The sequence below is a fragment of the Aquimarina litoralis genome (assembly GCF_039523995.1).
GTDB classification, from domain to species: Bacteria; Bacteroidota; Bacteroidia; order Flavobacteriales; family Flavobacteriaceae; genus Aquimarina; species Aquimarina litoralis.
The window spans coordinates 875,034-899,925 of record NZ_BAAAGE010000003.1; the positions used below are offsets into that span (position 1 = coordinate 875,034).

The window sequence follows — 24,892 nt, forward strand, 5'->3', positions numbered from 1 at the left end:
AAATTCAAAATTAAGTATTAATACGTATTTAATTAATAAGAATTACGTAATTATATATGTTTGTCATTGAGAAATTCGAAATAATGCATAAAAAAACCTGCAAAATATAATTGCAGGTTTTCATAAATAAACTAAAATTGGTTGATTTATTCTTTTGATTTATTCCATTTAAATAAGTTTGGGTTTACCGTTAACATTACCCATCCCCAATTTTGTATACTATCAGCTTCTCCACCAGCTCTTGCATTGGCAAAATCGTCATTAAGAAAAGACTGTGAATATCCTATGTTCAATTTAGCGTATGAAGTAATTTTTTGTGTAAACACTAAATCTACTGATGTGCCATATGAACTAGCTTCATATGGAGTTCCATTAAATGCAGCATCTTCTAAACCTGAGAAATAATGTGCTTTTGTTAGTAATGTTGATTTTTCACCTAGTTTAAATACAGCTTTAACATTAAGATCTAGTAATCCACCATTGTTTGCATGACGACCTACGTAGAAGAAGTCTTGAAAACCGTTAAACTTGTGATTGGTTCCGAAAAGCGGAAAAAATGCTTCTGTTTTATCTGCAGTATCAGGATCGTTACCACTTAGAATTTCAGCTCCTATTCCAAATAAAGTTTTACCTGGTTTATAAGTCAAATTTAACATCGCTTGGTAAGCACCAATACTCACTGTTTCTGTAAAGTCTCCAAACTGATAATAAAAACTACCGTCTAAACCAAATGCACCTTTTTTATATTTACTGTAAACCCCAGTGGTATGTCGGGAGATAAATCGGTCTATGGCAGCTCCAGTTCCATCAAGAGCTTGAAACTGATTGTTTAAGAAAAGAAAACTTCCTGAAAATGATTCACTGAACTTATTATTTAAGTGTAAAAACTGTAATGATTTATACTGAAACACAGGTTGTCCAGCGCCTGAAGGTTGGAAAACATTACCAAAATTGCTAATTCCGTTTTGGTTAAATGCAAAACCAACATCTAATTTTAAGCTAGAGTTTTTGTAACGTATCAAAGCTGCATCGTGGGTCCTTTGTTGATCAGCCCATCCAAGAGCTCCTAAAATTCTCTGGTCGTCATAGCTTAAGAATTGACGTCCTACTTTTGTAGACCATCCGCCACCAAGAGAAAGTAATGCCCAGGCACGGTTTACTCTAAATCCACCATTTCCTTGGTCATCAGCAGTAGAAAGTTGAGGTCTATCACCCCATACACTTGTACCTTGTAAATCTAAAAAAGTTGTGATTTTGGAATCGCTATATTTAACTAGTAAGGCAGAACGTTGTGATACGAAGGCAGATCCTTCCACATCTTCTGGTGCAACATCTTGAAAACCATGACGATATTCGAATCGAGGTCGAACCATAGCATCTACACTTAACTCTTGCGCTTCTCCCTTAAATACCATCACCGTTAATAGTATGGTAAAGAATAATTTGTTTTTCATCTCTTAAGTTTTTGTTTAATGTGTGTTATAAATTGTTCACACCATTGCTAAGTTTTTTCAATTAATCCTATTAGCTGATATATTAATTGAATTCTTCAAAACTAAGTATTAATACGTATATTCTTTGTGTTTTTTAGATAAAAATACTTATTTTTATTTCAAAGATTGTCAATTTCTAGAAGCGTTTTTTGAATTATTCATATCTTTGGCTCGTAGAAGGGCGTATTGATACGTGAATTATAGTAATCACAAATTAAGTATTTAGTTAAAATGGTAAGTATTGTATTAGTAGATGATCATTTTTTGGTTAGAGATGGAATTCGTTCTCTTTTAGAAGATGAGCAACAATATAAGGTTATCGGAGAGGCTTCTAATGGTAAAGATGCAATAGATTTGGTACAATCTCTAAATCCAGATATAGTAATTTGTGATATCAGAATGCCTGAAATGTCTGGGATAGAAACTGTAGAGAAGCTAACTGAATTGTCCGTAGCTTCTAAATCCATTATGCTATCAATGCATGACTCGGATGAGTATATTTTGCAATCTATCAATGCTGGTGCAGATGGTTATTTGCTAAAAGATGCAGGAAAAGAGGAGTTTTTAAAGGCCTTGTCTACTGTTAGCAAAGGAAATAAGTATTTTAGCGGTGATGTCTCTTCTATATTAGTTAAGAATTTACTTAATAAAGGTAGTGCTAAAAAAGAAGATCAAATAGAGGAAGAGTCGGATGTAAAGGTGAAGCAAGCAAAGAATAACCCTTTTGATTTAACAAAAAGAGAAAATCAAATTTTGAAATTGGCTGTCTCTGGTATGACTAACAAGGATATCGCCTCGGAATTAGAAATTAGTAAGAGAACGACAGAAGTACATCGTTTTAATCTTATGAAAAAAATGGGAGTCAAAAATGTATTAGAACTTAGTAAAAAAGCCAGAGAATTTGATATGATTCCCTGACTTTGGGAAGCTAATCCACTAATCGTTTGCTATTCCTTCGTATAAACCAGTGATTTTATTAAAGGATTTTGTTAACTGATTCGTTGTTGCAAACATTTCTTGTAAGGGGAACTCGCCATTAAGTAATCCTCTTTGATTCGTTTGAAATTTTTCCCAATAAGACATTACTACTCCTAATTCTTCCTCTATCTCTGTACTATTGTAATTGCTTATCAGTAATTCTCCGATAGTGGTATCGAATTTTTGGTAAGTTTCACTAAGTATTTTTTTAAATTCGGAGCCATCATTTTTAAACATGGTTGCGGCGGTATAGTAAAGACATAGTCTTTGTGATAGCATACGTTGTCTACCTGAAATGTTTATAGTTTTTGCAAAATCTTTATTTTTATTTTGGAAAAATTGGTTATTGTAGTTATAGCTGTTTTCTATACTAATAACTACATCATTACATGCTTTTAATAGATCTGTATTTGTTTTTACAATACGTAAAGAGTTTTGCACATCGGGCGGACTAGCGATAATAGCTTTAAAATCGTTCCATAAAGTTTGTACTTTTTTTAACGATAATTTTGTTGATGAACTTGTTGCATTTGTAGTAAGTATTTGTAGTTGCTTCTCAAATATAAACTTGCTGGAGTTCAACTCTTTCTTAATAGAAGGATCGTTAATTCCTTTAGCCATTAACAAATATGCTTTCGAAATTTTTTGTGATAACATACGTTGTTTTCCGGATACATTAATCGCTTTAGCATAAGTTATAGATCCAAAGCTATTAGATTGAGCATTTATTGTGACGCACGTGATTAAGAAAATAAAAATGACGGGCAAGGTTTTAATAGTTCTTTTTTTCATAAATAATTTTTTAAGAAATTATACTTTTTAGTGCTATAGTATGGTATGAACTTGGGTAAATTAATACTTACAAACTAAGAAGAAAGTGTTTATGTTTTTGAAGTAATTTAGTACGAAAATACTTATTTTTTTTTGAGAATACCAAATATTTGGTACGTAGTTTTTTTTGTGCAAAACGGGATTTCTTCTAAATATGGATAAACCGTATTAAAAATACTGTAATACAGTTAATAAGTTGATATTCAAAACATTACAATTTCAGTAGTTTTAAGTGGAGTTCATATTTCTATTTTTGACCTATTCAGATTATCAATAATTCAATCTACAACTATCTAATTTGAGAAATACGTAATTAATGCAATAAATACGTATTTTTTTTCCTTAAAACTTTTTTAGTAAGTATTAATACTTAATTTTGTTGTATTCTATTAGCTGAATTTCAAAAATCAAATTATGAAAACAATGAATTTTAAAATAGGGATCTTCTTAACTGCATTGGTTATGTTGTCCTGTGGAGGAGAAAAGAAGAAAGAAATAGCTTCAAGTGGGGAAGAAGCCAAGGAAGAGTCATCTAAACTAACTATAGAAAAACCTCAACTAACTTTTGGTTTTATAAAGTTAACGGATATGGCACCTTTAGCAATCGCAAAAGAAAAAGGTTTTTTCGAGGATGAGGGGCTTTTTGTCTCAGTAGAAGCTCAGTCTAACTGGAAAAATGTATTAGATCGTGTGATCGACGGGCAATTAGATGGGTCTCATATGTTGGCAGGTCAGCCAATTGCAGCTGGTGCTGGTTTTGGAAGACAAGCGGAGTTGGTGACACCTTTTTCCATGGATTTAAATGGAAATGGAATCACAGTTTCTAACGATGTTTGGTCTAAGATGAAGCCAAATGTGCCTAAAGGGGAAGATGGAAAGCCGATACATCCTATTTCTGCGGAAGCTTTAAAACCTGTTATAGAGTCTTATAAGAATGAAGGAAAAGCTTTTAAAATGGGGATGGTATTTCCTGTTTCTACTCATAATTATGAAATACGCTATTGGTTAGCAGCTGCAGGAATTAATCCTGGTATGTACTCTAAAGATAATATTCAAGGTCAGATAGATGCTGAGGTTCTTTTATCTGTTACACCACCACCACAGATGCCAGCTACTTTAGAGGCGGGTACTATATATGGATATTGTGTAGGAGAACCATGGAATCAACAAGCGGTATTTAAAGGTATTGGAGTGCCGGTAACTACAAATTACGATATCTGGAAAAATAATCCAGAAAAGGTGTTTGTGATGACTAAAAAATTCGTTGAGCAATACCCTAACACCGCTACAGCTGTAACAAAGGCTTTGATAAGAGCGGGTAAATGGTTAGATACTCCAGGTAATAGAAAAGAGGCTGTAAAAATATTATCAATGCCAGAATATGTTGGTGCTGATGAGGCAGTTTTAGCAAATTCTATGACAGGAACATTTGAATTTGAAAAAGGTGATAAAAGAGAGATGCCAGATTTTAATGTGTTCTATAGATACGATGCAACGTATCCATTCTATTCTGATGGGATATGGTTTTTAACTCAAATGAGACGTTGGGGGCAAATTCCAGAAAGTAAGCCAGCAGAGTGGTATGATAAAACAATAAAAGATATTTATCGTCCTGATATTTGGACTAAAGCGGCTAATTTGTTAGTAGCGGAAGGGTATTTAGAGGCTTCTGAATTACCAAAAACAGATGGTTATAAACCAGCTACTACAGATTTTATAGATGGTAATAAATTCGATGCGAAAGATCCTATTGGATACATTAATAGCTTCGGTATTGGGAATAAAGAGAATGTAGAAGGTGTTTCAAGCATTGAGAAATAAAAGAGAGAACTCTCTTTTATTTCTTCTTCTTCTCTCAGAAAAAGTAAGTTGAATAATACGAAACAATCAAGTAATCTCTGACACAAAGCATAATTTGAAGATAGTAGTTGGGGAGCAATAAATTAAATGACATGAAAGATAGATCTATTCATATTCTGAATTTTGTAGGATTAGGGTTTTTTGAACCGGCTATTAGATTAGCGGCAGGAGAGGAAACCAAGAAGAATTTAATTGCTTTGTTAAAAAAAGTTTTCTTACCTGTTTTGTCGGTAGGATTGTTTTTGATTTTATGGCATGCTGGAGCTACTTATTTATACAATGTAGAAAAAGATTTTAAAATAGAAAGAGCGCAAGAAGCGTCGGGTGATGCTGGAGTTACTCTAGAGTTGCAGAGAATTGAATCTGGAGAGTCTTCTATTAATTCTTTGCCATCTCCGGGAGCGGTTTTGGATGCGTTTAAGACATTATTGGCAGATCATAGAAGTATAACAGCGAAAAAAGCAGCTTTTAAAGAAAAAGTAGCAGCTACGAATGCGAAGCGAGAAGAACAAGGATTAGATCCGATAAAATACACAGGAAGACCGTCATTTGTAGATCAGATATTTACAAGTTTGAAAACAGTGTTTGCTGGATTCTTTTTAGCATTATTTTTAGCAGTTCCTGTAGGGATTATATTGGGGCTAAGTAGTACGTTAAGATCCTCGTTTAATTGGTTGATTCAAATATTTAAACCAGTTTCTCCGGTGGTTTGGTTTTTATTGGTGTATATGATCGTAAAAACTATGACTTTGAGTTATAATGGAGATGTGTCTTTTATAATTTCTTTTATAGCAGTTGGGTTATGTGCCATGTGGGCAACATTAGTGAATACTACTTTAGGAGTTTCAACGGTGGATAAAGACTATATAAATGTTGCAAAGGTTTTAAACTTGGGAGTAGGGCAAAAAGTATTTAAAATTGTTTTGCCTTCATCTTTTCCTTTGATATTTACTGGTCTTAGAATAACTGTTTCTGTTGCATGGATGGTATTAATCGCAATTGAATTACTTTCTCAAAGTCCTGGTTTAGGAACTTTTGTATGGGAAGAATTTCAGAACGGTGCAAATGATTCAAATGCTAAAATAATAGCAGCAATGTTTGTAATCGGAATCATTGGATTCTTATTAGATAGATTAATGTTTACAGTACAGAAATTTGTAACTTTTACAGAAGAAGCTGCTGCTTAAAATATATAGTATGGCATACATAGAATTAAGAAATGTTTCTAAGTCATTTGGTACTGGAAAGGATCGTACGGAAGTATTATCTAATATTAATTTAGAGATAGAAGAAGGCGAGTTTGTGGCTATTGTTGGTTTTACAGGCAGTGGAAAAACAACTTTAATAAATCTAATATCAGGTTTATTAATGCCGGATGAAGGAGAGGTGTTATTTAAAGGTAAGCCTGTGACAGGGCCTAGCCACGAAAGAGGTGTTATTTTTCAGAATTATTCTTTATTACCTTGGTTGAACGTTAGAAATAATGTTGGAATGGCGGTAAAAGAAGCGTTTAAAAAGATGTCTAGAAAAGACCGAAATAAACGTGTGGAAGATTATGTGGAGATGGTGAATCTTTCACCAGCAATAGGAAAACTTCCAAAAGAGCTTTCTGGAGGAATGCGACAAAGAGTTTCTGTAACTAGAGCTTTGTCTATGAGTCCAGAGGTAATACTAATGGATGAGCCATTGAGTGCCTTGGATGCTTTAACAAGAGGAAATCTTCAAAAAGAAATTTTGAAGATTTGGAATAAGGACAAAAAAACTGCATTATTAATTACTAATGATGTTGATGAAGGGATATTGATGGCAGATAGGATCATTCCGCTGAAGCCTGGTCCTAAGGCAACTTTGGGTCCAGAATATAAAATAAATCTGGAGCGTCCGAGAGATAAAACAGCTCTTAATCATAATGAAGAGTATAAAAAGCTTCGTAATGGTATTATGGAATATTTGATTCAAATTGGAGAACAAAGAGCTTCTAAGAAAAGTGCTGATTATGTGTTGCCAGATATAAAACCGGTAATCAAGCCCAAACCTTTTAAGAGATTAAGTTTTAGTTAATAAAAACAGATGAAGCATGGAGACAGTTGAAAAGTTAGGAATTAGAAGATCTGATAATGGGTTGTTTGAGGATAAGTATATGTTAGATATATCTCAATTAACTAAGATTTATCCAACTCCAAAAGGAGATTATGTTGTGCTTGATGATCTGGATTTAAAAGTGAAACATGAAGAGTTTATTTCTATTATTGGTCATTCGGGTTGTGGAAAATCAACCTTATTGACAATGATAGCAGGTTTAAATCCTATTTCTAGAGGTACAATAATAGCTAATAATGAAACGGTTAGAGGGCCAGGTCCGGATAGAGGTGTTATTTTTCAATCGCCAAGTTTATTGCCATGGATGACAGCATATGATAATGTGATGTTAGGTGTTAAGCAGGTTTTTGCTCATGGTACGAAAAAGGATAGAGATGATATTGTAAAATATTATCTATCCAAGGTGGGATTAGAAGATGCTATGTATAAAAAAGCAAAAGAATTATCTCAAGGAATGCAACAAAGAGTTGGAATCGCAAGAGCTTTCGCTTTAAAGCCTAAAGTCTTGTTATTAGATGAACCCTTTGGAATGTTAGATTCCCTGACAAGAGGTGAATTGCAGGATGTTCTCATAGAAGTTTGGAATCAGGAAAAAATAACCGCAATTATGATTACACATGATGTTGATGAATCTATATTTTTAGCAGACAGAGTAATTATGATGACTAGTGGGCCAAGAGCTAAGGTAGGAGATATTTTAGAAATTGATTTTGAACGTCCACGTTTAAGAAAAGATGTTTTAGAGCATCCAGATTATTATAAATATAGAGAACATTTGATTGATTTCTTAGAGCATTAGAAGTTAGAAAATAGATACTATTTTTTAAATCTCGTACTGTTCCTAATATATAGGAAATAGTACGAGGTTTTTTATTTTATGAGTATTTCGCAAACAATGAATAGGTTTTTTAGGATTATAATTAATGTTATTCCATTAATTTTTTTGGATCTTAAATTATCAAAAAGATAATTTATCATGGTTTTTTTTTGTTAAAACATAATTATTTATGTTTAACCCTATTTTTTTAGGGGTTAAATTGTTTTTATATATGTTTTATATATAGATTTGTATTGTTTTTAAGGGGGTATAAACATAAAAATATATTTAATTTTTAATTTAACCCTTAAAAAAAGGGGGTTAATTTAGATTTTTTTGAAAATAAAAGAAGAATATGAATATTGAAGAATTAATTACTGCGTCAATTACTGAATTTTTAGATGTAGAAGTGCATAGAGATACCGGAAATCTTGATTTTTCGTCTAAAATAGAAATAGTAAAGAAACGTATTACGAATAAGGTGAAAAATAGTCCTGATTCTTACGGTATGGTGAATGGATTGAAAGGATATGAGTACGAAATGTTTTTTAGTAGTAATCCAAATGATATGATTAAAATTGATGGATGGATTCCGATAGATACAGATAGAATTGAAAAAGCAGATAAAATAGAGGAGTATATAGAAATAGGTCTTCTAAGAAAGATAGGAAGCTCCTTAAGTTGATTCTATTGTTATAAAGATATATTGCTGATTGGCTAGCTTTAAATAAATTATGAACCCAAAAAAAATGAATTATGAATGTTAATGAATTAATCACTGAAGCTATTACAGAGTTTTTAGATGTGGAAGTAAATGGTGAAACAGAAAATTTGAATTTTGCATCAAAGATCGAAATCGTTAAAAATAGAATTACTGATAAAGTAAAAAACAGTCCACATGTTTATGGTCTTGCAAAAGATGCAGAGGAGTATGAATATGAGATGTTTTTTAGCAGTAATCCTAATGACATGATTAAAATTGATGGTTGGATGCCAATCGATACTAAAAAAATAGAATTGGCAGATAAGATTACAGAATATATAGAAATCGGTTTGCTTAGGAGAATAGAAAAAGCTGCGTAAGCTTTAACGTTATAGTTCACAACTTTTTGTGAAAAAGTATAGGAAATAGACTTTGTTTAAGTAATATTGGCGTGTAAAACTAATGTTGTTATAAACAAAGTTTATTTTTTTTAAGTATTTTTATAATACTTTATTAAGTAAGGATACTATTTTTCATTTATATCAAAAAAAAACACATTATAAAATAATATTGGATGTAATCCGTAAAACTTAGTGTTTGAAACCTTAAAGATCTAGTAGCTTTAAGTGTTTCTTGTGTTGCCGGTTATGAGGAGTCATGACCGGCTTTTTTTATGCTAATTAAATCGTTTTCTGTATATAGGTGTTATTGAGATTAGCAATGCTATTGGTATGATGATATATATCCAATAGGGAATGGGAAATGGATCTCCTTTAGCGTACGAATGAAGACCTGATAAATAATAATTTACCCCAAAGAAAGTCATGATTAAGCTGCTAAGTGCAAATAAATTACAGACGTTAAAAATATAGATATAATTTTTTTGAAAAATAATTCTAAGGTGTAAGACGAACGAGTAGATAATAATGCTAATCAAAGCCCAAGTTTCTTTAGGGTCCCATCCCCAGTATCTTCCCCAGGATTCATTTGCCCAGATGCCTCCTAAAAAAGTGCCTATAGTTAGCATGTATAGACCAATTGTGCTAGTAAGTTGATTTGTATTGGTGAGCTTGTGTATGGTTTTTTGGGCGTTAGTGGTATTCCAAAAAACTTGAGAGCACATGATTAATAAGGTAATTAATGAAAGTAATGATCCAAGTGCTAGAAAACCATAACTTGCGGTTATTACTGCAACGTGTATGAGTAGCCAATAAGATTTTAGTACAGGAACTAAGTTGGTGATTTCTGGATTCATCAAACTTCCATGGGCTATTCCAATCAAACAAATCGCAAGTATAGAAGCTGCTGCAGGCGCAAAAGAACTATTTTTTTGAAAAATAAATCCTGCTAACATTCCAATCCATGCTATAAAAATAGTAGCTTCATAACCATTGCTCCACGGAGCATGATTAGAGATGTACCATCTGATTATAATTCCTGAACCATGTGTAATAAAAATTATAAATATGGAGATCAATATAATTTTGATAAGTTTTTTAAGGATTGTATTTTGATCTTTAAATATTTGCCAGAAACTTAAAATTATCAATAAAGTGCCTAGTAAGGTATATCCTATAAGGCACCATAAAAATATTGGGTTGTTGTTAAACCAAATTTCAGTATTTATCTTGTTTTCTGATAGGATGATTGAAGTTCCATTCTCTTCCTGAAATTGCTTTATAAGTTCAATCGTTTCGTTGGGTTTTGTCCAATCATTAGTTTTAATAGCATTAGAAAGATTTTCAAAGTAAGTAGGTATGATTTTGTCAAAGAAAAGTTGATCTTCTTTTTGAAAGTTGCTATCTGTATCTATTGGACAGAGCCATTTTTGATTTGAATCATTTTTGTCTGGAAAAATTTTTAAGAATTGACCATTAAAAATCCCCCAGATGATGTTTATACGTTCGTCAATTTTGATAATGTCTTTATCAAAAGCAGAACGTTTTCCAGGTGCTTTGGTGTAGGCTTTGTTAACTAAATGTTTTAATTTATAGTTTCCTTGAAAGTCAAAGAACTGAGAAACACTGCTGTGTCCTGAATTGTTGATTTTAATCAAATGGTTTAATTCATGTATCGCTTTTTTTTCAATTTTTATGAGTTCTAATAATTGCCATGAATCTGGTTTATATTGCATGCCAATAAATACTTGAGTAGGGGAGAGCTTTTTTTTATTATGTTTCTTATCTAGATATATAAACTCACTTTTGCCATAGATTTTTCTTAATAGTTCTAGGGATAATGTGCTTATTGGCTTTATTCTGCCTTGGAAATCTTGGATTTGTATTTTGGCAATTTTTTCAGCGTGAATTTCGTTAACAAGTTGTCGATCAATCAGCTCGTGTGTTGTTAGGTTGTGCAGTTGTTGCCCTTCTATTGATAGTGTAGTGGCAAATAAAAAAAGTATAAAGCTATAGATAAACTTATTTTTCACGTAATAGTTTTAATATGAATCCAAAGTATGATGTTTTCCAGCATAAGCTCAGCAGCATTCCCAATCCTAGTAGGCTATATCCGATATAGGTGATTAGTGTTCCCCAATAGTCATGATTAACAGATAAAATGGTCCCGCTTTCATCAGGTAAGTAAGCAGATTGAAAAAATCTAAAACCTTTATGATTTAGAACATTATTCATGAAAATGGTATAGTCAAACATGTTGTTTTTTTCTTGAATTTGTAGGTTGCTATAAAAGGCTGATGGGCTGTCTGATCCAGGATAGCGTTCCAAAATAAAATCTTTGAGATATATAGAAAATGGAAGTTGTATGGGTTTGGATCCGTATCGGATATTTAGATGAATACCATTTATGAAAACAGTCTGGTATGGGTTCATATAACCTGGACCGCCAAATATTGTAGTTTCTAGCTGTTTTTCATCTGATGTGATTAATAATTTAATAGCAGCTTCTGGATTTTTCTTGTCAGCAGTTCTTTCCTTGGACGTAACTGTTAGATATTTGTTTTCTATTACTTCGTTAAAGACTAAAGGAATTTTATTGATTTCGCTAAGCGCTTTAAATTGTAACGGAACTAAACTATCTTTTGGATACGAGCTTGCTTTGTTAAGTATCATAGAGAAATAGTCGGTTTCTTTAGGAAAAGAAATTTTCCAAATATCATTTTTCTTAGTAATAAAAATATCTTCAGGTTGTTTGTTCTCGTTTTCGAAAGAGATAGGGATCCCATAAATACTAGTACGGTCACCTTTTTTTACATAAAAATCTTTCCGTTCTTCTTTGTCCGCAATTACGATATGCAAGTATGTTGCTCCTGAAGTACTATCTTTAACTACATAATGCGCTCTGGGAATATATTCTTGAAGTTTTATATTCACTTTTTTATTGTCAAAAACGTAATTATTATTAATGTTGTTGAAGCCAATTTCGCTCATGTGTATTGGTTTGCTAATGTAGCTTTGATCAAAGGTATCGTTACTGGCTTTAATTTGTAAATAGCTATCAATCGAGATCATACGGTCGCTAGCGGTTTCTTCTTTAATTGTTATTAAAGCTTCGTAACCTCTGTATCGAGTTACTCCTGCTCCTAAAATGATGATGATAAAAGCAATATGAAACATGAAAATTGGAGCTTTTTCTAGGCTAAAAAGATTGTATTTTGAGATATTTCCAATAAAGTTAATAGCAAGTAGTAAAACAAGAATCTCAAACCATTTTGCATTGTATACTAAGGCTTTAGCTGTTTCTGTGCTGTAGTCATTTTCTATGAAAGTAGCTGTTGCCATTGAAATAGCAAATACAAGTAATAATAGCGCACTTGTACGGTTCGAGAAAAGTATCTTTAAAAGATGGTTCAATATTTATTTTTCTTTAGATGTTTTTTAAGCGCTAATATTTGTGGGTAATAAAGGATAATGTTTTGTCACTCCTGCATTCCCAGGTTAACCCAAGCTTTGATAGTTTCAATAGTACAACTGTCGATCTTTGTTTCTTTTCTGTAGGGCATAGCGATATAGCCTTGAGCATGAGTAATCGAGCCAACGAGTTGTCCACTTTCTCCCATCTTTTTTAAACTTTGGTAATCAAAAATCTTTACTCTAGATGCTTTTTCTTTATACACATCAGAGGCATGGCATTTAAAACATTGAATTTCGATAATGGAAGCGATATGTTCATTATAGGTTATGTTTTCTGGAATATCACATTCTTCTTTAGGTTCGCCTTTGCAAGAAATTAATGAAATTAATAATACTAAAATTGATACCTGTTTAATAAAATTGGAGAAGTTCATCTTCTGTGTTTTTGTGGTTACTAGTGCAATGTCAATTTATTTTGTTGTGTATTTCTTTTTCATTTTCAGCCATTCTTCTTCACTTAGCGGAAGATGTTTCTTTTTGTCAGAAAACGGGTCTATTCCTCCTTTTAGGTAGGCATGAATCTGATTTAGAGGTATGGTGTCTTTGATTTTTTCAGCAACCTTATAAATGTGATTTCCATGAAAATCATGGCATTGAAGACAAGTGCTCCATTCCTTATTAGCTATCAATGTGTCATGGGGTACATCAATAGGGTCGTTTTTTACCTCTAGGTCATAATGACAGTTTACGCAAAACGTAGCATCTGCAAGAACAACTCTTGTTTCATTATGTTCTCTATGACAGGTTTCACATTCAGTAGCATTAATATTTGTAATAGCTTCTTTAAATCGGGGTTCTAGAAATCTATGAGTTGGATGGCGATCATTTGGTCGGTCATGACACTCCATGCACTTTTTATTGTCTACATTTTCGGTACCGAAGTCTGCCATGGTTTTGCGTGCTCCAAAAGTATACGATATGTTTGATTGTAACTGCTGTAGTAGATTTCCTTTTGCATCGGTATGGCATGCATTACATGATAATCCTTCATGACCAGTATTCATAGGTCCTAAACTCAGATATTCTTCTGATTGTTTTAGGGGTAGAACAATGTAAATGATAATTCCAATTGCGATTCCTATTAAAGAGCCAATTCGTTGTCTTTTTCTTAATGGATTTTTTTTGAACATAAACTAATTAATCCTTTATGAAGCTGATGCTTACATTATTGCTTTTTGGAAAGCTTATGCAGGTTAGTATATCACCATTGGCAACTTCTTCGTCTGATAACAGGTGACCGTCGATCATCTTTACTTCTCCTTTGATACATTTTGCTTTGCAACTACTGCACATACCTGATCTGCAGGAATAAGGGAGTAGTATGTTTTCTGATAAGGCTGCTTGTAATATGGTTTTGTCTCCAGCAACACTTATTTCGTGCTTCTTTTTTTCGTCATATATAATTACGTTGCTAATAAGGTCTTTCGCATTACTCGATGTAATGAAATTAGCATTAAAAGCTTCGAGTTTAATTTGGTTTCTTTGAATTCCGTGGTGTGCTAATATTTCTTTTGCTTTATCCATGAAACCTTGAGGTCCGCACATCATGTATTTTCCTAAATTATAAGTCAGGTCATGATTGTGAATAATTTCTGTAATTAGTTCTTCATTAAGAAGATCTTGATGGTAATTTGCTTGATCAGAAGTGCTTTTTTCTAGTATATGCTCAACCTTTAGACGTTTTGGGTGATTCTCGCTAAGATCTTCTAATGCTTTTTTGAAGATGATAGACTCTTCATTTTTATTAGCGTAAATTAGTAAGATATTCGATAAAGGTTCTTTTTCTATTACTGTTTTGATAATAGAAAAAATTGGAGTAATACCGCTTCCACCGGCAAAAAACACATAATGATGTTTTGCATTTTTGTCTGGTTCTATAAAAAAACTTCCAGCTGGTTTTTCGATCTCTATTTTTTGTCCTGCGGCTAATTGTTCGCATATGTAGTTAGATACTAAACCTTTTTGTACTTTTTTAACAGTAATTCTTAGGAATTTGTCTGTAAATGGACTGCTGCTAAAGGAATAGGCTCTTTTTTCAATTTTATTTTTGATGGGGATTTTGACAGTAAGAAATTGACCAGCTTTATATTTTATTTTATTAAAGAAACCACCTTTGTTAAGGATTACACTTACAGCATCATCGGTTTCGTGAATTATTTCTTTTACAGTTAATTGCATAAGATCTTATTTTATTATTCATAATAGAATACAACGCCCACATGAAAAACTACTAAAAATGTAATGACTACAGATAAGAGAACATGTGTAACCATCCAGGATTTGAAAATCCACTCTTTTTGGCTTTTGATAATATCAAGATTAATAGTGCCTAGTATCATATTTATGAAAAAAATATAGGAGAGTAAGGCAAGATATCCATAGCCAAATTCTAACGCGTGTATATAAAAGAATATCGGAGATAATACACCAATCCATTTATGTAATAAGGTAAAACGGATAGAGTGTTTCATCAGTTTTTTTGATGTCCTGGTCAAGGTGAGTATCCATTGGAAAACTATAAAAGCTCCAACAAATACTCCGGACCAGCGTTTATATCGTTCATTTAGTTGAAGTTCATAAAGCCATTGCCACTTTATATCTAGTGCAAACTGAAGTATATAAAGAGCAAATAAAACAAACCCAATTAATACGAAGCTATATGATTTCTTCACTGTGTTTACGATATTTTTTAATTGGCAGCTAAACCTTCGGTTGTTTTATTTTTGTCTGTATCGGCTAATAATAGTTTTTCGAGACTATGATAAGAAGCTAATTTTCTTACACTATCTATGAAAACTTCAGCTGTAGGAAGGTAAAAACCTTTAGAAGGCCATTGATTCCCAATTTGAGGTTTTGTGCTGTCAATTTTAAAAGCTGCTATTTCTTCTAAATATGCGTTATAAATCGCTTTTGTTCCATTTCTGTAGGCGTTAATAACTCCTATTGCTTCCTTATAAGACAGAGAATCTGAAGGATATTGCCAGGTCGTTGCGCCCATGACATCGCCTAATTTCCAATCCGTTTTTGTAGTGCTTTTATGATCATTATGACAGTTTACACATGGTGCTGCCACAGCAAGATCAGCAAACATAGAGGTATAAAGTTTTTGATCTTCTTCGTAAAAATGTTGTGGTTTTTGATCTGCTTTAATTTTTTTGAAAAGCTCTGCTTGTTTTCCCTGAAACTTATTAGACGCGTTGATCGGAAAATCAGAGCCTAGATATAATCCTAGAGGAACATCACTTTTTCTTATGTCTGAGGAGATTCCTCGCAAGAATAATGCAGGTAGAGGTCCAGCTTCAACTTCATCGTCTTGCCAATCCTCGTCAAATTTTAATCCTTGTTTTTTGCCTGCACCTACAATTCCTTTCGTATATAGTGTTCTGGTAATATCGTTTTCTTCGGCAACAAGTGTAAGGATATCTGCGACTGCGAATACTTTATCCGAAGGTCCGTTTTCTGAAGAAGTTTCTTCAGGAACTCCACCACATGATTGCGTTAAGAATATGATAGAGCTTATCATTGAGAAAAAGATTCCCTTTGTTTTTAGATGATTCATTGTGTTGTGTTTTAATGTTGGTAATTTCTATTGTAAGGCTATGCTACTTCTCCGTATGCTGCAGTTTTCATAACTGATGCCATAACTCCATATGTTTCTGCCCAAGCTGCTTCTACTTCTGGAGTAAAGTCATCTCCAAGGCCAACAGATAGTGTGCTAAGTAGTGCGGCTCCTACAGTATCGTAATGAGAAGATTCTACTTTGTAGTCCACGTGTCTTTTTCCTAAATCTTGTAAAATAGGTATAAGTCTGTCTAAATTAGTTAATCCTGCTACAGCTGAAGATAGCATAGTCATAAGCTTGTTTCCTTGACCTTTCATCGCTTCTGCGTCATTCGCTGGGAATATCTTCTTTAGTTCAGGATCTAGTTCGAATAATTTATTGTAAAAAATTTCTGCTGCGGTCTCTGCTATTGGAGCGACTTTACTAAACGAGGTTTGTACCAATTCAATTGTGCTTTTTTCCATGATTACATTTTTTAAGTGAAATTTTAGACGATGTTATTAAGTATTAGTACTTAATTATTTCTCAAATATATCTGAACTAAGCAATAAATACAAATGAGTATAATTCAATAAATTGAATATTTAGATGTTTATTTTGTTTTAAATTAGTTTAAAAATAATTAATTATTAATATTTTAACTTATTTTATTAAGAATTATCTAATATGTCTTTTGCAAAATGAGACTTGTGTAAAAATAAGTGTTAATACGTATAAGTTGTAGTTTTGTTATAATCGTAATATTCAGTGGTTTTTTTGTAAAAATGATAATTTATGATTTTAGAAATACAATGTTTTTTCTTAGGTGATTTTAGTTTTTTTATATTTTAAAAGCCTTTAAGTGTGCTGTAAACCAAGTTTTGTGTTGAAAATTGCTGAATCAATGAACCACTTTTTTTTAAATATCATTTTTTATCAGTTATCTTTTATGGATTTCATAATTAACAAGTGTATTCTTATATATAGATGTCGATTCTGATTTTAATTTAAGTAATAATACTTAATTTTGTGTTTCTATATAATTTTAACAAAAACTCTTTATGGCGTTTAAATCGTATAAAACTACTTGTTCGTATTGTGGTGTTGGTTGTGGAATAATAGCAAAGAAAGATGCAAAGGGTGTGATTACTGTAGAAGGAGACCCGGACCATCCGGTAAATAGGGGTATGTTATGCTCTAAGGGGATGAATTTGCATCATGTAGTTCAGGATAAGAGTGATAGAATTCTATATCCTCAAATGCGATGGAGTAAAGGACATGAACTTCAGCGAGTATCATGGGATAAAGCTTTAGACAGAGCGGTGGCAGTTTTTAATACCATTATAGATAAATACGGGCCCGATAGTGTAGGCTTTTACGTTTCTGGACAATGTCTTACTGAAGAGTATTATTTGGTAAATAAACTGACCAAAGGATTTATAGGAACCAATAATATTGATACAAATTCGAGATTATGTATGAGTTCTGCGGTAGTAGGATATAAACAAGCACTTGGAGAAGATAGTGTACCTATTGCCTATGAAGATATAGAACTGGCAGATTGTTTTATGATAGCTGGAGCTAATCCGGCTTGGTGTCATCCAATTTTATTTAGAAGAATTGAAGCTCATAAAGAGAAGAATCCTAATACTAAAATTATAGTAGTAGATCCAAGAAAAACACAGTCTTGTGATATCGCTGATTTACACTTGCAAATTATCCCTGGTACCGATGTTGTCTTATATAATGCTATAGCTAAAAGATTAATCGATCGTAGAAAGATAGATAAAAGTTTTATAGCGAATCACACAGATAATTTTGATCAATTGAAAGAATCTTTGCAATCCACCTCTTTAACCGAGGCAGCTAAGATATGTGGAGTAACGGTTGCGGATATTAAAAAAGCTGCTTCTTATATTAGTAATGCCAAGGGGTTTATTACGCTATGGGCAATGGGATTAAATCAAAGTTCAATTGGTGTTAATAAGAATAACGCATTATTAAATCTGTCATTACTTACAGGGCATATTGGCAAACCAGGATCAGGGCCATTTTCACTAACTGGTCAACCTAATGCAATGGGTGGTAGAGAAGTAGGAGGTATGGCTAATTTGCTTGCTGCACATAAGGATTTAGCTAATCAAGAACATAGAACAGAAGTTGCTAATTTTTGGGGAGGAAAAGAAATTTCTGGAAAACCTGGATTAACAGCTACAGAAATGTTTGATGCTTTAGAAAGCGGCAAATTGAAAGCAGTATGGGTAATCTGTACAAACCCATTGGTAAGTCTTCCTAACGTTAACAAAGTAGAAAAAGCACTAAAAAATGCAAAATTCGTCGTAGTCCAAGATATATCATATCGTTCCGAAACCTTAGAATATGCTGATCTCATTTTGCCAGCGGCAGGTTGGGCAGAGAAAGAAGGTACCATGACTAATAGTGAACGTCGTATTACATATTTAAATAAAGTAGTAGATCCTCCTGGTGAAGCATTGCCTGATGCTGAAATTCTTTGGAAGTTTGCTCAACGAATGGGATATAGAGGGTTTGATTATACTTCTGCGGAAGAAGTGTATAAAGAACACTGTCAGTTGACTAAGGGTACTAATATTGATATTACCGGGTTGAGCTATGAAAGATTAAAAAATGAAGGTAGTTTTCAATGGCCTGTACCAGAAAGTAATCACTCGGGAACTGCACGTCTTTTTGAAAATAAAAAATTTTATACTGATACAGGAAATGCAAAATTTGTAGTACCTAGATTTACAAAACCGACTTCAGAATTGTTAACAGAAAAGTACCCTTTAATATTAACAACGGGAAGAGTTCGTGATCAATGGCATACGAGGACTAAAACAGGAAAAGTAAATAGACTTTTAACGCATATTCCTCATCCTTTTTTAGAGATCAACCAAGTAGATGCTTTTCTTCGTAATATAAATGATGGTGATATAGCAGTGGTTGAGAGTAAACGAGGTAAGGTTCAGGTAAAAGTAAAGGTAAGTGATACGATTGGAAAAGGAGTTGTATTTCTTCCGATGCATTGGGGGAAAGTATTAGGGAATGATTATGGTAGAGCAAATAATTTGACTACCAGTATTATAGATCCCATCTCAAAGGAGCCGGATTTTAAATTTTCCGCAGTACAGGTGTCTAAATTTGTAAAGGAAAAGCAGAAAATCTGCATTATTGGAGCTGGTACTGCTGCATATCGTTTTATTCAGACATATAGAGAGCATAATAAGGAAGATGATATCATAGTTTTTTCCAAGGAACCGTATCCTTTTTATAATCGTGTGTTACTTCCGGAATATGTGAGTGAAGAGTTGACATGGGAGCAATTACAAAAAATGAGAGAAGGGAGCATGGAATCTCTAAATGTAACCTTGTCCACAAGTAATCCAATTACCGAAATTAATAGAGAAGAGAAATATTTAATCGATAGTAAAGGCGATAAACACAATTATGATATCGTTTTGATGGCTACAGGAAGTAGAGCATTTGTGCCTAAAGAAGTCCCAATTCACCTGCCAGGAAGATTTACCATGCGTGATAGAGGAGATGCAGATAAATTAAAAAAGTACCTTGATGATAGCGGCTTGCCAGAAAATGAGCAACATGTTACAATTGTAGGAGGAGGTTTATTAGGACTTGAATTAGCAGCAGCATTAAGAAAAAAAGATGTAAAAATTACCATTGTACAAAGAGGTAATAGATTAATGGAACGCCAGTTAGATATCGTAGCGAGTCGTCTACTCGCGGAAGATGTACGAGAAAAAGGTATTCAAATTCATTTTGATAACGAAGTAGATACAGTCTTCAATCAGGATTCTGGAGCCTTATTGGTAAATCTAAAGTCTGGTAAATCATTTAGTTGTAATGCGGTGGTATACTCTATAGGTACTATTCCGAATATAGATTTAGCGAAGGCTGTAGGAATAGATTGCAGACGCGGAATATTAGTAAATCAATATTTACAATCTAATGATCCTAATATTTTTGCTGTCGGAGAGATTGCAGAATTCGAAGGGAATTTGTTCGGAATTACAGCGGCTGCGGAGCAGCAAGCAGATATTGTAGCTAAATACCTGTTAGGAGATTTTAGCGCAATTTACAGAGGATCTGTATTTATGAATATTTTGAAGTTCGAAGATTTAGACTTGTGTAGTATTGGTAATATAGATATGCCAAAAGATGATCCATCGTATGAAGAAGTGATATTTATGGATGTTGGTAAAAGGTTTTATAAAAAATGTATTGTTAAAAATGACTGGTTAGTAGGAGCTATTTTGATGGGAGATAAAAGCGAGTTTGCTGATTTTAAAAGGCTCATCGAAGAAAAAATCGAACTCTCCGAAAAAAGAGAAGAATTACTTCGATCTTCGCAACCAGATGAACCGGTACTGGGTAAATTAATTTGTTCTTGTAGTCAGGTTGGAGAAGGTAATTTAGAAGAGGCGATAAAATCAGGATGTGAGGATTTCTCTGAACTATGTATTAAAACAGGAGCAGGATTAGGTTGTGGTAGTTGTAAACCAGAAGTAAAAGAAGTGTTGAATAATGTAATGCAATTAGCTTAGTATGGAAGATTTTATGCATAGAGTAAATATAAAAGGTGGAATTTTATCACCAAGTGAATTGCAACGAATTATCCTATATGCAGAGGATTTAGGATTAGATACCTTTCATTTTGGATCTAGACAAGATATTATTTTTCCATCTAAAGATCAAAATGGAAAATTAGTAGAGGAAAAAGAATCTTTTAAACCAGATTTTTTCGCACCAGAGGTAGAGCAAAATATAAGTTGCTCCTATGTGTCTATTGATATATTTAATTCTACCGTTTGGCTTCGAGGTACTACCTATCTCTATATTTTAGAGCAATTTAGATACAAACCAACACTAAAGATTAATATTTCGGATCCTCAGCAACAGATGGTTTCGTTGTTTTCTGGAGATCTTAACTTTATTGCTTCCACACATGAAGATTATTGGTATTTGTTTTTGAAATTACCAGGATGGGAACAGGTTTATTATCCAGTATTGATCTATACTTGGGATATAGCGAAAGTAGCTGAAGAAATTGAAAAGATTTATAAAAAGGTAAATAATATCGATGAGTTATTTCAGTTTTTAAATGAAAGCATTGATACAAATAATAGAACTATAGAAAAGCCTTTAAGCGTTGGTTTTAAACCATTTCCTTATTATGAAGGAATGAATAAAATGGGGATCAATCAGTATTGGTTGGGATTGTATTGGAGGAACAATAAATATGATCTCAAGTTTTTAAAAGCGTTATGTGAATTTTGTATAGAGTATCGTATCGGGAAAATATGTTTAACTCCGTGGAAGTCATTTATTATCAAAGGAATTCCAAAAGAATGTAAGTTGGCATTAGAAAAGCTTTTAGGACAATTTGGTATAAATGTAAGGCATTCTGCTTTAGAGTTAAATTGGCATTTACCAGTAGGAAGTCAGAAAGCATTGGATCTAAAGAAATTTTTGGTCATGAATTTTGATCAAAACGATATTAGTACCTACGGGATGACTTTTGCCATCAGTATACGTAGAAAACAAAAAAGATATTTTACCTCAGTTGTTATTGAAGAAAATAAAACTCCGGATGCTGTAAAAGATTTTGTGATTAGGCCTACGTACAATGTTTTGTATGCTAAAAAATTTGATCCTAATACAAGAAAATATATTGTGTATGCGCAAGATATAGATCAAATGGATCTACCAGGAATTTTATTAGAGTTGACTAGAACCTATTTTCAAAATTTGGGAGAAGGAGATGATGAAAGCTATACAGGAAGTCCTGCTAAAAAAGAAAAAACAGAGATAGAGGTTTATCAATGTAAGCATTGTCAGACTATATATGACCCATCTATCGGGGATACGGTTTCGGGTATTTTATCTGGTACAGATTTTTCAGAACTTCCTGAAACGTATCAATGTCCATTATGTGATGCTCCAAAAGAAGATTTTGAAAAAATGACTTTAGAGGTGGTGTAATACTTTGTCGAGGAAAGTAAGTCTTTGTCTATAATTGATTCCTCTTTATGTTATTTATTATGGAAATTTCTGTTGGGAACGTCAATATCTTCCTGAATATATAAATCTGTAATAGATCTTACTTGACCAGAAAATTGAGCATGTCTATATTTAAGCTCTAAACTGTCTTTAGAAAGATATGTTATTTGAAAGAATTTATAATTTTTGTCGATATTCAATAGTTCTGGAAGTTGATCACTGGTTACTTTAATAAAGTAATGTCCTTTTTTATTTTGAATGATCTCCCAATCTGCCTTTAACGAAGGCCCACAATCTTTTTGAGTGTCGTTATTATCTTTAACGGTCATATTAGGAAAATAAGTATTCCTGTAGGTTAGAAAACAACCAGCCATATTCATTCGAGTTCCATCATTATATCGTTTGGCAATTTTCCATGTTTTACCAGAGGTTCCGGAAACTAATTCTATGGCATTTTCTGGTATTTGATAAGGTGTTTTTGGTTCATCAGCGCAAGAATTCAAGCTCACCCCAAAAGAAAGTAATAGTACTACTAAGAAAAATTTATTCATGTTCTGTTGTTAAAAATTTTATAGTGATTTCATAGGTATGCTTTCATCAAATTCTATTCCTATTTTTTATAAATATCTAAGCACCTTTTATAAATATATCTAATTTTTATAACTAAGTTCGCAAATACCTTTTTTGTTACCCATGAAAGCAGCTACTGTAAGAGAACTTAAAATAGAATTAGAGAATTCTTCTCCACAAGAATTAGTAGCACTATGTTTACGTTTGTCCAAATTTAAAAAGGAAAACAAAGAACTATTGACTTATTTACTTTATGAAGCTTCAGATGAAAGAAATTACATTTTAGAAGTACAAAAAGAAATATCCAATGAATTCGATCTTATTAATACTAAGAATTATTACTACATAAAGAAAAGTGTTCGTAAAATATTAAGGATCAGCAAAAAATATATAAGATATTCCGGTAAGAAAGATACAGAAGTTGAGATAATGATTCATTTCTGTACAGAGCTAAAACAAATTCAACCTTCTATTTTTAACAATAAAGTTCTTTCAGGTATTTTTAGTAGACAAATAGCAAGTATACGAAAGGTTATAACTACATTACATGAGGATTTACAATACGATTATAATCAATTATTAGATTCTTTACTTGATGAAGAATAGTGGTTCTCTAGCCTTTTATCAATCTCAAAATATAATCTAGCTGAGCATCTTTCCCTTTTATTAAGTCATCTACAGAAATTGATATCGCTCTATCAGGGATTACTCCAGAACCATTAGGAACATTTTTATCTTTTACGTAATGTTTTATTTTTTCCATAGACATTATCATCATTATTTTGGAATTAGGTAGTTCATAATAAACTGGGAATTGACCAATATGGGAATAATAACCACCTCCTGTTTCTTCTCCAACCAAAAGTATATCGGGATCATTTTTAGCTAAAAGAGCTAACGCAGAACCAGCAGAAAAGGTAGTACCGCTTGCAAGAACATAGGTTTTACCTTTAAATCTATTTTTATCTGGTACCATTATAGTTTCTAGGTCATCAAAATCTAATTTCCAACCATCTGAAGTAGGATGATGATAAAACTTGTCTTTTAAGAATTCTTTTTCACCAAATGTTCTGGTTGCATAGGATTTTTCAGGTATTTCTAAAGAGGAAACAAACGTACTTGTTCTTTGTTTGAATAGTTTATTGGTAACTAAAGAAAATAGATGCACTGAATTAGGTCGGAAACCTCCATCATTCTGGCGTATGTCAATAATTAAATGCTTTATTTTTTTCTTATTGATCTCTTTAAAGAGTTTTATTAAACGAGATTTGAAAGCACTAATGTCTACTCCAAAAGAATTGACAACCAGAACAGCAGTTTTTAAATCTTTTTTGTAATAAACAAAAGGTTCTTTATTATTAATATGTTTAGAGAAAAAAGCTACTTTATCCTTAGCATTATGATAGTTAGAGAAATAGGAGTTTCGATTAATATTTCTATGTTTCACATTTACAAAAGATTCTGCAGGAAGTGTGATAACTTTTTCAGTACCACTTGGTTCTAAATATTTGATGGTATACTCTTTCTGTAATCCATATTCATAGATATAGAATAGGCCAAATTTTAATTCAATATTCCTATATTTTCTAGTTAGATTATGACCGTCACTAGGAGCGTATTTTTTTAAATCGTCTAAAATTTTAACGGTAGAGATATCATTAATATGGGTTATTTTGGAACCTATAGGAATTCCAAAATCATCTGTGTCTACGTAAAAATCTGACTGTATAATTTTTACAATCACAGGAAAATAATACTGAGTGCTTTTTACCGTATTTGGTGCAAATAGCATTAAATGACCATCTTTTACCTGATCGGTTATATACTGCATCTTCTTAAACAATTCGATATCAGTAATCTCTTCAGAGAATGAGTCTTGTGCATAATCTACTATAGAATCAAATGTTACTTCATTAATATAATCATACAAACCAGGATGTCCTTTTTTAAGAATATTTTGGAAGATCTTAAAATCCTCTTTTGCTTTCGTTAATGTAATTTTTTTTTGAGCAAAAAGCGAGGTAGATAATAGAATAAAAGATACAATGTACCCAATATGATTCATATGATAAATTTTATGTATACTACGTT

General features: G+C 32.5%; 22 protein-coding genes. 10 read left to right on the plus strand and 12 right to left on the minus strand.

Annotated features, from left to right (window positions below; translation table 11 throughout):
* Window positions 1–146: 146 nt before the first annotated feature.
* The gene (locus ABD077_RS18105; protein WP_343913646.1) at window positions 147–1,454 is read right to left on the minus strand and encodes an alginate export family protein; all 1,308 of its coding nucleotides are present in this window, start codon (window positions 1,452–1,454) and stop codon (window positions 147–149) included.
* A gap of 270 nt (window positions 1,455–1,724) precedes the next feature.
* On the opposite strand from ABD077_RS18105, the gene ABD077_RS18110 reads away from it, so the two are divergent.
* Window positions 1,725–2,411: a response regulator gene (locus tag ABD077_RS18110; protein WP_343913647.1), complete on the plus strand. Its 687-nt coding sequence runs from the start codon at window positions 1,725–1,727 to the stop codon at window positions 2,409–2,411.
* An 18-nt stretch (window positions 2,412–2,429) separates the two neighbouring features.
* Here ABD077_RS18110 and ABD077_RS18115 read toward each other — a convergent pair whose 3' ends face one another.
* Complete coding sequence (locus ABD077_RS18115) at window positions 2,430–3,263, minus strand: type IV pili methyl-accepting chemotaxis transducer N-terminal domain-containing protein (protein WP_343913648.1); 834 nt, start codon at window positions 3,261–3,263, stop codon at window positions 2,430–2,432.
* A 453-nt stretch (window positions 3,264–3,716) separates the two neighbouring features.
* On the opposite strand from ABD077_RS18115, the gene ABD077_RS18120 reads away from it, so the two are divergent.
* The 6 genes from ABD077_RS18120 (at window position 3,717) to ABD077_RS18145 (ending at window position 9,162) form a co-directional block, all read left to right on the plus strand.
* Entirely contained in the window at window positions 3,717–5,123 is a 1,407-nt protein-coding gene (locus tag ABD077_RS18120) for a CmpA/NrtA family ABC transporter substrate-binding protein (RefSeq protein WP_343913649.1), read from the plus strand.
* A gap of 131 nt (window positions 5,124–5,254) precedes the next feature.
* Window positions 5,255–6,349, plus strand: a complete 1,095-nt coding sequence (locus tag ABD077_RS18125; protein ID WP_299607067.1) for an ABC transporter permease — start codon at window positions 5,255–5,257, stop codon at window positions 6,347–6,349.
* A gap of 10 nt (window positions 6,350–6,359) precedes the next feature.
* Window positions 6,360–7,223 carry an ABC transporter ATP-binding protein gene (locus tag ABD077_RS18130; RefSeq protein ID WP_343913650.1) on the plus strand — a complete coding sequence of 288 codons (864 nt, stop codon included), beginning with the start codon at window positions 6,360–6,362 and terminating at the stop codon, window positions 7,221–7,223.
* Between the two features lie 16 nt (window positions 7,224–7,239).
* On the plus strand, window positions 7,240–8,061 hold the full coding sequence (locus ABD077_RS18135; RefSeq protein WP_299607069.1) for an ABC transporter ATP-binding protein: 822 nt from the start codon (window positions 7,240–7,242) through the stop codon (window positions 8,059–8,061).
* 373 nt (window positions 8,062–8,434) lie between these two features.
* Window positions 8,435–8,764: a hypothetical protein gene (locus ABD077_RS18140; protein ID WP_299607070.1), complete on the plus strand. Its 330-nt coding sequence runs from the start codon at window positions 8,435–8,437 to the stop codon at window positions 8,762–8,764.
* Window positions 8,765–8,835: 71 nt separating this feature from the next.
* The gene (locus ABD077_RS18145) at window positions 8,836–9,162 is read left to right on the plus strand and encodes a hypothetical protein (RefSeq protein WP_343913651.1); all 327 of its coding nucleotides are present in this window, start codon (window positions 8,836–8,838) and stop codon (window positions 9,160–9,162) included.
* Between the two features lie 296 nt (window positions 9,163–9,458).
* On the opposite strand, the gene ABD077_RS18150 is transcribed toward ABD077_RS18145, so the two are convergent.
* From ABD077_RS18150 to ABD077_RS18185, 8 genes are all read right to left on the minus strand, one after another.
* On the minus strand, window positions 9,459–11,213 hold the full coding sequence (locus tag ABD077_RS18150; RefSeq protein ID WP_343913652.1) for a cytochrome c biogenesis protein: 1,755 nt from the start codon (window positions 11,211–11,213) through the stop codon (window positions 9,459–9,461).
* Window positions 11,203–12,522: a cytochrome c biogenesis ResB family protein gene (locus ABD077_RS18155; protein ID WP_343913653.1), complete on the minus strand. Its 1,320-nt coding sequence runs from the start codon at window positions 12,520–12,522 to the stop codon at window positions 11,203–11,205. Before ABD077_RS18155 ends, ABD077_RS18150 begins: the two co-directional genes overlap by 11 nt.
* A 137-nt stretch (window positions 12,523–12,659) precedes the next feature.
* The gene (locus ABD077_RS18160) at window positions 12,660–13,028 is read right to left on the minus strand and encodes a hypothetical protein (protein ID WP_343913654.1); all 369 of its coding nucleotides are present in this window, start codon (window positions 13,026–13,028) and stop codon (window positions 12,660–12,662) included.
* 36 nt (window positions 13,029–13,064) lie between these two features.
* Window positions 13,065–13,784: a cytochrome c3 family protein gene (locus tag ABD077_RS18165; protein WP_343913655.1), complete on the minus strand. Its 720-nt coding sequence runs from the start codon at window positions 13,782–13,784 to the stop codon at window positions 13,065–13,067.
* Window positions 13,785–13,791: 7 nt separating this feature from the next.
* Window positions 13,792–14,832: a 2Fe-2S iron-sulfur cluster-binding protein gene (locus tag ABD077_RS18170; protein ID WP_343913656.1), complete on the minus strand. Its 1,041-nt coding sequence runs from the start codon at window positions 14,830–14,832 to the stop codon at window positions 13,792–13,794.
* A 14-nt stretch (window positions 14,833–14,846) separates the two neighbouring features.
* On the minus strand, window positions 14,847–15,326 hold the full coding sequence (locus tag ABD077_RS18175) for a hypothetical protein (protein WP_343913657.1): 480 nt from the start codon (window positions 15,324–15,326) through the stop codon (window positions 14,847–14,849).
* Window positions 15,327–15,343: 17 nt separating this feature from the next.
* On the minus strand, window positions 15,344–16,213 hold the full coding sequence (locus tag ABD077_RS18180) for a c-type heme family protein (protein ID WP_343913658.1): 870 nt from the start codon (window positions 16,211–16,213) through the stop codon (window positions 15,344–15,346).
* 38 nt (window positions 16,214–16,251) lie between these two features.
* Complete coding sequence (locus tag ABD077_RS18185) at window positions 16,252–16,680, minus strand: globin family protein (protein ID WP_299607079.1); 429 nt, start codon at window positions 16,678–16,680, stop codon at window positions 16,252–16,254.
* Between the two features lie 576 nt (window positions 16,681–17,256).
* On the opposite strand from ABD077_RS18185, the gene ABD077_RS18190 reads away from it, so the two are divergent.
* Both ABD077_RS18190 and ABD077_RS18195 read left to right on the plus strand, forming a co-directional pair.
* Window positions 17,257–20,775 (plus strand): molybdopterin-dependent oxidoreductase, encoded by a 3,519-nt coding sequence (locus tag ABD077_RS18190; RefSeq protein WP_343913659.1) that lies wholly within the window; start codon window positions 17,257–17,259, stop codon window positions 20,773–20,775.
* 1 nt (window position 20,776) lies between these two features.
* Window positions 20,777–22,213 (plus strand): rubredoxin, encoded by a 1,437-nt coding sequence (locus ABD077_RS18195; RefSeq protein WP_343913660.1) that lies wholly within the window; start codon window positions 20,777–20,779, stop codon window positions 22,211–22,213.
* A 50-nt stretch (window positions 22,214–22,263) separates the two neighbouring features.
* Here ABD077_RS18195 and ABD077_RS18200 read toward each other — a convergent pair whose 3' ends face one another.
* The gene (locus ABD077_RS18200) at window positions 22,264–22,782 is read right to left on the minus strand and encodes a hypothetical protein (RefSeq protein WP_343913661.1); all 519 of its coding nucleotides are present in this window, start codon (window positions 22,780–22,782) and stop codon (window positions 22,264–22,266) included.
* Between the two features lie 142 nt (window positions 22,783–22,924).
* Between ABD077_RS18200 and ABD077_RS18205 the strand changes: the two genes are divergently transcribed.
* A complete protein-coding gene (locus tag ABD077_RS18205; RefSeq protein WP_343913662.1) occupies window positions 22,925–23,407 on the plus strand; it encodes a hypothetical protein in 483 nt (160 codons plus the stop codon).
* A gap of 7 nt (window positions 23,408–23,414) precedes the next feature.
* On the opposite strand, the gene ABD077_RS18210 is transcribed toward ABD077_RS18205, so the two are convergent.
* Window positions 23,415–24,866 carry a S41 family peptidase gene (locus ABD077_RS18210; protein ID WP_343913663.1) on the minus strand — a complete coding sequence of 484 codons (1,452 nt, stop codon included), beginning with the start codon at window positions 24,864–24,866 and terminating at the stop codon, window positions 23,415–23,417.
* Between the last annotated feature and the right edge of the window lie 26 nt (window positions 24,867–24,892).